Annotated in this window: 13 protein-coding genes; 9 read left to right on the top strand and 4 right to left on the bottom strand. The window is 62.7% G+C overall.

Annotated features, from left to right (window positions below; translation table 11 throughout):
- From ACY693_RS08595 to ACY693_RS08565, 7 genes are all read left to right on the top strand, one after another.
- A partial coding sequence (locus ACY693_RS08595; RefSeq protein ID WP_462321415.1) for a diaminopimelate decarboxylase family protein occupies positions 1–812 on the top strand: 812 nt, incomplete at its 5' end.
- Positions 809–1,486, top strand: a complete 678-nt coding sequence (locus tag ACY693_RS08590) for a class I SAM-dependent methyltransferase (protein WP_462321414.1) — start codon at positions 809–811, stop codon at positions 1,484–1,486. The genes ACY693_RS08595 and ACY693_RS08590, both read left to right, overlap by 4 nt.
- Positions 1,486–2,319: a diaminopimelate epimerase gene (dapF, locus tag ACY693_RS08585; protein WP_462321413.1), complete on the top strand. Its 834-nt coding sequence runs from the start codon at positions 1,486–1,488 to the stop codon at positions 2,317–2,319. The genes ACY693_RS08590 and dapF overlap by 1 nt, the downstream gene beginning before the upstream one ends.
- Positions 2,316–2,999, top strand: coding sequence for a DUF484 family protein (locus ACY693_RS08580; protein WP_462321412.1), 684 nt, complete (start codon positions 2,316–2,318; stop codon positions 2,997–2,999). Before dapF ends, ACY693_RS08580 begins: the two co-directional genes overlap by 4 nt.
- 6 nt (positions 3,000–3,005) lie before the next feature.
- Positions 3,006–4,088: a tyrosine recombinase XerC gene (locus tag ACY693_RS08575; protein WP_462321411.1), complete on the top strand. Its 1,083-nt coding sequence runs from the start codon at positions 3,006–3,008 to the stop codon at positions 4,086–4,088.
- A gap of 3 nt (positions 4,089–4,091) precedes the next feature.
- A complete protein-coding gene (locus tag ACY693_RS08570; protein WP_462321410.1) occupies positions 4,092–4,367 on the top strand; it encodes a glutaredoxin family protein in 276 nt (91 codons plus the stop codon).
- 311 nt (positions 4,368–4,678) lie between these two features.
- Positions 4,679–5,293 (top strand): fasciclin domain-containing protein, encoded by a 615-nt coding sequence (locus ACY693_RS08565; RefSeq protein ID WP_462321409.1) that lies wholly within the window; start codon positions 4,679–4,681, stop codon positions 5,291–5,293.
- A gap of 135 nt (positions 5,294–5,428) precedes the next feature.
- Here the strand turns inward: ACY693_RS08565 and ACY693_RS08560 are convergent, their stop codons facing one another.
- The 4 genes from ACY693_RS08560 to ACY693_RS08545 all read right to left on the bottom strand — a co-directional run bounded on the left by ACY693_RS08560 (position 5,429) and on the right by ACY693_RS08545 (position 7,635).
- Positions 5,429–5,650: a hypothetical protein gene (locus ACY693_RS08560; RefSeq protein ID WP_462321408.1), complete on the bottom strand. Its 222-nt coding sequence runs from the start codon at positions 5,648–5,650 to the stop codon at positions 5,429–5,431.
- Positions 5,647–6,312, bottom strand: a complete 666-nt coding sequence (locus ACY693_RS08555; protein WP_462321407.1) for a sulfotransferase family 2 domain-containing protein — start codon at positions 6,310–6,312, stop codon at positions 5,647–5,649. The genes ACY693_RS08560 and ACY693_RS08555 overlap by 4 nt, the downstream gene beginning before the upstream one ends.
- A 66-nt stretch (positions 6,313–6,378) precedes the next feature.
- The gene (locus ACY693_RS08550; protein ID WP_462321406.1) at positions 6,379–6,738 is read right to left on the bottom strand and encodes a hypothetical protein; all 360 of its coding nucleotides are present in this window, start codon (positions 6,736–6,738) and stop codon (positions 6,379–6,381) included.
- Between the two features lie 105 nt (positions 6,739–6,843).
- Complete coding sequence (locus tag ACY693_RS08545; protein ID WP_462321405.1) at positions 6,844–7,635, bottom strand: DUF2189 domain-containing protein; 792 nt, start codon at positions 7,633–7,635, stop codon at positions 6,844–6,846.
- Between the two features lie 329 nt (positions 7,636–7,964).
- Here ACY693_RS08545 and ACY693_RS08540 point away from each other — a divergent pair, with 329 nt between their 5' ends.
- Both ACY693_RS08540 and ACY693_RS08535 read left to right on the top strand, forming a co-directional pair.
- On the top strand, positions 7,965–8,375 hold the full coding sequence (locus ACY693_RS08540; protein WP_462321404.1) for a hypothetical protein: 411 nt from the start codon (positions 7,965–7,967) through the stop codon (positions 8,373–8,375).
- Positions 8,375–10,372 (top strand): cytochrome c biogenesis protein CcdA (locus tag ACY693_RS08535; RefSeq protein WP_462321403.1); only part of this gene is annotated, 1,998 nt, incomplete at its 3' end. The genes ACY693_RS08540 and ACY693_RS08535, both read left to right, overlap by 1 nt.

Raw genomic sequence — 10,372 nt, 5'->3', positions numbered from 1 at the left:
GTGGGATCGATATCGAGGCAGCCGAGGCCTTGTATCGGCAAGCGGCCACTCAGCCTGGGCTTCGCGTCGTTGGCATCGATTGTCATATCGGCTCGCAGCTGACCAGCCTGGGGCCCTTCATCGATGCGCTGGATCGGGTGCTGCTGCTCGCCGATCGACTTGCCGATCAACGCATCCCCATCGACCACCTGGACCTGGGCGGCGGCCTCGGCATCCGGTATACCGACGAGGAGCCACCGTTGCCCACTGCCTATGCTGCTGCGTTGTTGGAGCGGCTCGGTGAGCGTCCTTTCGAGATCATCCTGGAGCCGGGACGCGCGATTGCGGGCAATGCTGGTGTGTTGTTGACGCGCGTTGAGTATCTCAAGCCAACACCGACGCATCGCTTCGCGATCGTCGACGCGGCCATGAACGATCTGCTTCGCCCAGCCCTCTATGGCGCCGAGCAGGAGATCTTGCCAGTGCAGCGGCCCAGCGCCGATGGCTTGGTAGAGGTCGATGGTGTGGCAGAGCGTCCGAGCGAGTCCCTGGCTGCTCCTTCTGGCGAGCAGAACAGCTCAGCCGAGCTCTACGAGATCGTCGGTCCGGTCTGCGAGACCGGCGACTTTCTCGGCCGCGGGCGCCGGCTGGTGCTGGCCGAAGGGGATCTGCTCGCGATTCGGGGGAGCGGGGCCTATGGATTCTCGATGAGCTCGAACTACAACAGCCGACCACGCGCTGCGGAGGTGATGGTCGATGGCGGGCAGGCGCATCTGGTGCGTCGGCGGGAGTCGATCAGCGAGCTGTTCGCCGGTGAAGAGGTCTTGCCATGAAGCGGCGCCCCGAGCCTGAGCCGATGGACACTCAGGTGCAGGCCGAGGCCCATGCCGAAGCCGAAGCCGATTTCACCGAGTCCAGCGAGCTGTTCTTGCGCCTGTTGATCGAGCAGAATCCCGGGCCGCTAAAAGGCGCACGAGCGCTCGTCCTGGGCTGTGGCCCCGCAGCCATCGTAACCCAATTCTTGCGTCGTTTTCCCGAGGCAACCTGTGACGCACTTGATGGCAGCCAATCGATGCTAGACATCGCACAGACCGCGCTAGCGCCTGAGCCGGAGCTGGCAAGTCGTGCGCGGCTGATCTGCGACAAGCTGCCATCACCGCGGCTCGAGACGCGGGCCTATGACCTGATCCTGTCCAACAATCTGCTCCACCACTTGCATGATCCGCAGGTGCTCTGGCGCAGCCTGCCGGCATTGGGCCGCCCTGGTGCGTTGGTGCTGATCATGGACCTGATGCGTCCCTCGTCATCGACCTCGGCGGCTGCCCTGGTCGAGCGATATGCCGGAGGTGCCTCGCCAGTTCTGCGCCAAGACTTCCATCACTCGCTGTTTGCGGCCTTTGAGCCAGCTGAGGTCGAGGGCCAGTTGTGCGAGGTTGGGCTGCAGCGCGCGCTCTCGGTGCAGGTCGTCAGCGATCGTCATCTCGCGGTGTTGGGTCGTCTTCCCTGATGCGGATGCGGTTCACCAAGATGCAGGGGCTGGGTAATGATTTCGTTGTCGTCGACGCGATTCGGCAGCAAGTGAGCTTGAGCGCCCAGCAGATTCGCCAGCTTGCCGATCGGCACTTCGGCATCGGCTGCGATCAGCTCCTTCTGGTCGAGCCGCCGCGCACAGCGGATACCGCCTTCCACTATCGCATCTTCAACGCCGATGGCCACGAGGTCGAGCAATGCGGCAATGGCGCGCGTTGTTTCGCTCGCTATGTGCGCGATGAGGGCTTGAGCGCCTCTGATTCGATTCGCGTTGGCACGGCGGCAGGTCCGATCCGGCTCGAGCTCTTGCCCGATGGACAGGTGAGCGTGAACATGGGGCAACCGCGCTTTGACCCTGCTGCCATCCCGTTGGCGACGCGCGCGCGTGCTCCAGCCTATGATCTCGGGGCCGGCTGCCGGGCGCTGCGGATTGGGGCGGTGTCGATGGGCAATCCGCATGCGGTGCTCTCGGTTAGCGATGACCTCGATCAGGCGCCGGTCGCCGAGCTGGGACCGCGCATCGAGCGAGACCCCTTCTTCCCGCAAGGCGCTAACGTCGGCTTCATGCAGCGCGAGAGCGCATCGGCCATTCGGCTGCGGGTATGGGAGCGCGGTGTTGGCGAGACCCTTGCCTGCGGCACCGGCGCCTGCGCCGCGGTGGTCATCGGGCGCCTTTGGGGCGAGCTGGATGAACAGGTCAAGGTTAGCTTACCGGGTGGGACCTTGGTCATTGATTGGCCTGGTGACGGCATGCCAGTGACCATGACCGGCCCTGCCGTTCGTGTCTTCGATGGGGAGATCGAGCAATGAGCAGCGACGGCACTCAGGCCGCATCTGTGGTCAATGACGAGACGGTTGCCGCCTGGCTGACGCGGTATCCGGATTTCCTGCTGCGCCATCCCGATGTGCTGGCCAAGCTCAATGTGCCGCACGGAAGTGGCAGCGCGACCTCGCTGATCGAGCGTCAGGTCCAGGTGCTCCGCGAGCAGCTTGCCAACGAGCGTGGCCGCCTCAACCACCTGGTCGCGCGGGCGCATGATTACGAAGCCATGCTAGAGCGCCTACACGAGCTGACCCTGAGGTTGATTCTGGCGCCGGATCTGCAGCATGCCTGCAACGCGCTAGAGCAGGCACTGCGCGAGCAGTTTCGAGCGGATGCGGTGGCCGTGAAACTGTTTCCCGTCGATGCCAATGCGCGGGCGGCCGATCCATTGGTGCGTAGCTTCGTCGAATTCATCGATCGCGATCGCTGTCTTTGCGGGCCCTTCGCCGCTGAGCAAGCCGGGGCGCTCTTCGGCGAGCTCCAGGTCGAGATCCACTCTGCGGCACTGATTCCGATTCGCGCGCCTGAGCAAACAGGCGTGCTGGCGATTGGCAGTGCTGATCCGAAGCGTTTCGCGGCCGACATGGGCACCGACCTGCTCGAGCGGCTGGGCGCGGTTGCCGGCGCCAAGTTGGCCAGCCTGGCACATCTAGACCGAGCCGGTTGAGCTGCTATGAGGCGTACAGCCAACAAGTCGGTGCCTGGTGTCGACGGCGACTGTGGCTTAGACTCGGTCGCGCCCAAGGGCTCAGACCCAATCCTGCCAATCCCGCCAATCCCGGAAGCCAGCCCCGATCCGTTACTACAAGGTTTCCTCGCTCATCTGTCCGATGAGCGCCGTCTTTCGCCGCATACCCTCAGCAGCTATCAGCGGGATCTGCAACGCATCAGCGGTTGGCGGCTCGAGCAAGGTATCCAGGACTGGTCAGATCTGCGGGACGATGCAATCCGTCGCTACATTGCGAGCCGGCACCGCAAAGGCATCGGGGGGCGAAGCTTGGCCCGCGAGCTCTCGGCCCTGCGGACCTTCTTCGACTTCCTGCTCCGAGAGCATCTGGTGTCGCACAACCCGGCGCGCGGCCTCCGCGCGCCGAAGAGCGCACGACGGCTGCCCGGGAGTCTCGATGCCGATACGCTGAGCGCGTTGCTCGATAGCCACAACAGCGCGGGCGCCTGTCCTGGCGCTAGCGCCGATCTCGGTCAGGACGATGGCGCAGCAGCGGCAACGGACGCCGGCGATGAGCCATTGGCGCTACGGGACACGGCAATGATTGAGCTGTTCTACTCCTCGGGCCTAAGGCTCGCGGAGCTGATTGCGGTCAATGTGCAGGATATCGATCCGGCTGATGCAATGCTGACTGTGGTCGGCAAGGGCTCGAAGACACGTCGCGTGCCGGTTGGTCAGGCCGCGCTGAAGGCGATTGCGGCCTGGCGTGCGGTGCGGCCCTTGCTTGCTGCTCAGAACGAGCTCGCCCTCTTCGTCAGCACACGCGGTCGGCGCATCCATCCACGGACGGTTCAGGCGCGTCTCAAGCGCTGGGCGCAGGAGCGGGGTGCTAGTCGCAACCTGCATCCGCATCTGCTGCGGCACTCGTTTGCCAGTCACCTCTTGGAGTCGTCCGGCGATCTGCGCGCCGTGCAAGAGCTGTTGGGTCATGCCGATATCGCGACCACACAGGTCTACACGCATCTCGATTTTCAACATCTCGCGCAGGTCTATGATCAGGCACATCCACGTGCCCGCAAGCGCCGTTGAGACATGGCTGAGGATTCAGGCACTGGTCGCTCTCGGCCCCCGCGGGTCTTGCTCTACAGCAGCCAAGGTTGTGCGCGCTGTCGCAGCGCCAAGGCCTTTTTCGAGGCGCGCGGCATTGCTTATAGCGAGCTTGACGTGGGACGCAGTGCCAAGGCGCGGAAGGCCCTGGAACGACTCGGTGCCCGCGCCGTGCCGACCATTCTCGTCGGTGACCAACGCTTAGACGGTTTTTCCGAGCGCGCCTTCATGGCGCTCTATCAGCGCCAGAGCCGGCGCTGATCCCTCGCTCTGGCGGAGCGCTCTTGCTTCGTCCGAATGTCCGTCCTTCCATCCATCCATCCTGCCTGGGAAAAGGCCCTCGCCTTGTTGACCCGCTTGTTGCTGGGCTGACGAGCTGGACGGCGGAGGAGTGTCGTCCAACCGGAAAGACCATGCTCTTAACTAGGTTTACCTTGGCAAGTGCCTAGACTGTCCTAAACTAGTCCCTCGTAGGGGACAGAAACGTAGGTTTTGAAGACGTCAAGCCACCCGTCTGACGCGATTCTGTCCAGATCTGCTTATTCAGACGACACTCGCTTGAGGAACCTCCCATGACCGACTCGACCACCCGCTCCAACCGTCTCGTTGTCATCCTCGGCCTCAGCATGGCGCTGGGTCCGCTGACTGCCCTCTCTTTCGGCAGCAAGTATGCCGATGAAGAAACCCTGGCTCGCGCGCAGGCAGGATTACAGAACGCGAAGCCAACCGATATGTTAGGCAAGTACGGTGACGTCAATGGCGTACCATCCTACGCAAGCTCCAAGACCTTAGCGGACGTGCTCTCAGGCTCAGGCGTCTTCGATGAGTTCCGAGCAGCAATCCAGGCCAGCGATAAGGCCGACCTGTTGAGCGGAGACAGTGCCTACACCCTGTTTGTCCCGAGCGACGAGGCCTTCGCCAAGCTCACCGAAGAACAGCGTGCCGCGCTGCGTGAAGACCCGGCAGCACTGGCTGCGCTCGTCTCCAAGCACATCGTGCCCGGCCGCTACAGCGCGACTGATCTGATGCAGATGAGCGAGGCACGCACCATTGACGGGGCATCAGCCGCTGTTGGGCCCATGGCGAGCTCCGACGGCCACATCGGCTTTGGCGGCTCAGACTTGGTCAAGAGCAACATTCATGCGAGTAATGGCATCGTGCACGTCATTGATCGCGTCAACCTCTAAACGGTTGCCTCCAGCTTAACGGGGAGTGGATCGCTCGATGAGCGTTCCCCGTTAAGTGAGCAACTACTGGAAGTTGCGGGGCCCGGTGTGCTAGAGCACGCCGGGCCTTTTTCCGTCTCTGTCATCGGTTGCGGCCTAATGAAGCTGGCCAGGCGGGTGATGTCGAAGCGCATCGAGATAGATCTGCTGCTCGCGCTGGGCCTCGGCCTGGATCGTGAGAAGCTTCTGATAGTCCTCGTGCAGTTGTTCATCCATCCCCGTTTCTTCAAAGCGTTGCAGCGTCTCGGCCGTCTCTCGCAGCAGGCTTTCCAGCTCGTTGAGCAGATGCCGATAGTCGTCGTCGCTCATTCCGGTCATGGGCTTGGATCGAAGCGATAGCTCAGACGCTCGATGTCCGGGGCAAAGTGCTGGGCGACCAACTCGGCGGTGTCGTCATCGTAATAGCGCCGATAATCAGTGCTCCGGTCATTGGCCTGGCGACGGTGGGGAAGCTTGGGTGTAGAGAGGCCGATATGGCTGCAGGCTTCCTTAAAATCCTGCTCGAGGCGTTCGTATCGACCGATGAAATCGACGATCAGGCGACCGCGGAGATCGATCAGATAATCGGTCTGGAGCTCGATCGACGTATCGAGGTGATACTGCGGTGCGCGCTCGGGGTCGAGCTTCCAGCGCAAGAAGCCGGCAAAATCCTGATGACCACCTAGGTATTGAGGTCGCTCGCGCCGAATGTGATGAAAGGAGCTGACCTGCAAATCCCAGGGATTGCGAACGAAGGCGAACTTGAATAGGGCATCGAATCGCTCGCGCGGCAACAGCTCTTGGGCGGCGATCGCCTTGGCATGGCGTGGTAGCTTCGTCGCGATGCGGTGGCCGCTCAGATGACTGAGCCGGCTGCAGAAGAACATCGGCCAGTACCAGGGGTCGGCCCAGCGCCTGCCCGCGAGCGCGGCGCGTATGCTCGTCCCGCCAGTCTTGGCGATGTGAATGAACAAGAACTGGTGCTTGACAGAGAGCAACATAGGAGGGGTTGGAGGGCGAAAAACGGCCGAGCCGACTGGGACTCTACGGCGGATGTTCGGCTCGGATCAAACCTCTGAGGCGTTCCAGTGGCTGAACGCCAAGAGCCAGGAGCCGATGCCCGGATTGGCTGCACCCTGAGCCAACAGGTCTTCGCCGACCTCGATCATCAAATGTCGGAACTCACGTACCTCCATGGTCCACTCGGTCTCTGGTAGACCCGGATTATCACACAGGGTCTCCGCAGCTAAGGAGCCAGCACCGGCCCACCAGCCGTTGGCGTCGAGCTGGCGCCAGGCGAGCGTTGGCGTTTCCTGGAGCATCTCGAGGAGCGCCCGAACCTCCACCGCTCGTGGATGACCGATCCGCTCCAGCAGCTCAGCGAGCCGCGTCAGTGTACGCTCTAGGGAGGTGTCAGGGACAGACATGCGTGTCCTGAGCGGCCGATCCTGCGGGGCGCCCTGTTAAGCGCTGCAGAAACCACCGCCCGGCGCAGCGCGGCCGGGCGGGATGGTGGGGCTAGACAAATCGACTCAATGCTCGCTCGGCACCAGGTCTCGATAGGCGTGCCAGGTCGCATGGCCCACCAACGGCATGGCGATGGCCAAACCGACGTAGAAGGTCACAAGACCGAGGCCGATGAAGAAGACGATCAATAGCGCCCAAAGGGTCATCGGCGCCCAGTTCTGGGTCACCGCCCTCACGCTGGTGCGGATTGCTGTAAAACCGTCAACCTTGCGGTCCATCAGCATGGGTACCGAGATGGCGCTGATCGCGTAGGCGAGCCAAGCGAGCAGGAAGCCGACCGACAGGCTCGCAAAGGCGAAGGCGTTGTGCTGCCCGGATAGAAAAACCGTGCCGAAAAAGTTCTCGAGCGGTGGATGCATGCCGGTGTAGAGCAGTGCGAAGAGCACAAAGTTCGACATCATCCAGAGCTGCATGATGATCAACAGCCCAGCAGTGATGACGCCAAGCTGAGCCTGATTCCGACGCCAAGCCTCCAGTGCGCTACAGAATTTAATTGGCTCATCGCGCTCGACGTGGGCGCTCATCTGATAGAGCCCAAGGCCGATGATGGGGGCCAGCAGGTAGAAGCCGGCGGCTAGGAATGGCACGATGAAGAAGAGCCCTTCGCCCATCAGGCCGAGGGTGATCAGGCCGCTGATCAACACGATCACGGCGCCATAGGTCAGGCTGTACCGGCGAGCGGCTAGCATGTCGCGCCAGCCCTTCTCGATCCACTCCCAAGGCTGGGCGAGGCTGATCTTGTTGACGATGATGTCCTCGGCCTGGACGGCGTCAACGGCGGCGGTGGTTTGATCCATTGTGAGTTCCTCCGGTTGTAATCTGGTGTCTTGTTAGAAGTCTGGGGTCGACCCCAGTGATGCCTTGATCCTTTGCGGGATGGCTGAGCATCGAGCCGCGTTGTGGCTGGAATCGGATTGCTGCAGTTGAGCCTCTGTCGCTCGTCTAGGGTCTGATCGCTGTGAGCGTGAGGCCTGAGCCAGTGATGCTGCAACGGGGAAGGCGATTTGTCGATGGCCTCCGACGCCCATAATTTGGTCTAGTCATTGACAAAACGCAAGGACAATCACTGATTGTTGTGCCCAATCAGCCGACTGGTCTTGCCAAATCCCGTCAACGCGAGGTCCCGATGGAGCTGAAATGTCCCTTTGCATCCCCAATCACCAGTGGTCGCGCGCGTTGCGTCCATGCGCGCGAGGTTGTGCGCCGGGGTGGCTCTGAATACGACTGTCAAGAGGTAGCCGCACATGAGCGCTGCACTGAGCTGCATGCTCGGCTCAAGACCGTCGCCTTGTCAGCGTTCCAGGTTCAGGATGACCTCACCGAGATGCCGCACAGTGTGCTGGTCAAGATCCAAGGCGGTGGGCTCACCGGGCTGCAGCGGCTAATGGATGGCGATCCGACATCCATCGATGATGTCAGTCTTCTCGTCGAGCAGGCGATCGCGCATTACGGTGGACTCGGAGCGCTGCCCGTTGAGCGCTTGGCATCCGACATCACGGGCTTCAAGCTCGAGCGTCGTACTCGACGCCGGTCCTGATGCGCCCAAGCCTTGCCCTAGGCCTTGCCCCGAGGCTTTCCCCGAGCCTGGCCCTAGGCCTCGCTCTGAGTCTTTGGCTGCGCTCTCGTCGCTCTGAAGGCGCGGTCCTCGCGCTAACGCTGCTCTGTTTCGCACTGCCGTCGGCATCGCTGGCCGAGCCGATCGCCTCATCCCGGTTGCTCCCCATTCAGGGCCGAGGTGTTTCGGAACTCGTCGAAACCGAGAATCTCCGTGCCCAGCTCATCGCCGAGACAGCAACCGCAGCTCCAGGCGGGCAGGTTGACTTGGCGCTGGTCTTCGAGATCCGATCGCATTGGCACACCTACTGGAAGAATCCTGGCGATTCTGGAGAGCCTCCACGGCTGACCTGGCGTTTACCGGAGGGTATGAAGGCTGGTCCGATCCAATGGACCTATCCTTCTCTGATTCGGGTCGGTCCGCTTGCCAACTACGGTTACTCAGACCGCGCAGTTCATCTGATCTCCCTTTCAATCCCAAGGGATTCGAGACCAGGCGAGCCGCTCGCCATCGAGGTTGATGCAACCTGGCTGGTCTGCGAGGAGCACTGCATACCCGAGCAAGGCAGCTTCGCGCTTAGCCTCGAGACCGCTGCGGTGGAGCCGCCATCAGCGCTTGACGCATCCGACGAGCTCGGCTGGGCAGGGTTGGAGGATGGCGCGAGCGCGCAAGGGCCTGATCGCGAGCGCGCAAACCTCTTTGCAACTGCAAGGGCTGAGCTTCCAGTTGGCGGGACCATCGCGGCGAGTCTTGAGCGCAATGCGGACTCGCCAATGGCTCCTGTGTCTGACCCTGTGACTAGCCCTGGGGCTGAGTCAGCAGCAGACCTCGATCAGGCCCTCGGCCCCGAAAAGATGCGTCTCAGTCTTCCTGCGGTAGCGCTGCCAACAGAGCCGAGGTCGGTGAGGTTCTTCGCCGATGAGTGGGGGCTGCTCGAGCACGCGGCACCACAACGCTGGCAAATCGATGGCGATCGACTGCAACTGATGCTGACCCCGGGTGAAGCACCGGGCGCAGCGGCTCCCACCGGTTTGCTGGTCGTTGAAATGGCAACCGAGGCGGTACAGGAGGCCAATCTGCCTGGAACGAGGCCGGCAACCGATAGCGTTCGGATGGCCTTTGCCGTGGATGCGTCGACGCGGCCTGCCCACGCAGCCGCGAAGAGCGCAGGATCCTCCGGTGCAGCAGACAGGAGACCTGCAACCGGCGTGGCTGCGCAGGCAGAACCTGAGATGTTGGCTGGCACTGAGGAGAGTATGCCTGGCCTGCCGCTAGCGCTGACCTTCGCGTTGCTCGGCGGCCTGATCCTGAATCTGATGCCCTGCGTGTTCCCTGTGCTGGCGATCAAGGCGTTGTCGCTGGCTCAGCAGGGCCAGCAACGTCTCGCCGAGCGCGTTCTGCACGGGCTAGCCTATACCGCTGGAGTGCTGAGTTTTTTCGGGCTGGTGGCCTTGCTGCTGCTGGCGCTGCGCGCGGGCGGAGCGGCCGTGGGCTGGGGCTTCCAGCTGCAGTCGCCGGTCTTTGTGGCGCTGATGGCCTATCTGTGTCTGACGCTCGGGCTGAGCCTGTCGGGTGCGATCACGATCGGCACTCGCCTCATGGGAATTGGTGCGACGGCGCCAAGCGGTGGTCATCTCGGTGCCTACATGACAGGGGCACTCGCGGCCCTGGTCGCGGCACCCTGCACAGCGCCATTCATGGGTGCCGCGCTCGGTTATGCGTTGGCTCAGCCCTGGCCGGTGGCGCTGTCCGTCGTGCTGACCTTGGGGCTTGGGATGGCGTTGCCATTTCTGCTCCTGGCCCTGAGTCCGGCCTTGGCGAGACGGTTGCCGCGGCCAGGTGCCTGGATGGAGACGCTGAAGCAGTTCCTGGCGTTTCCGATGTTCGCCACCACGGCCTGGCTGCTCTGGGTGCTCAGCGTTCAGGCGGGACCTGCGGGCGTTGGCGCCGCGCTGGCAGGGTTGGTGCTCTTGGCTTTC

This window comes from Halochromatium sp., assembly GCF_054919635.1.
The sequence above is the reverse complement of the archived record's forward strand: the minus strand, read 5'-3'. Positions and strand labels throughout refer to the sequence as shown.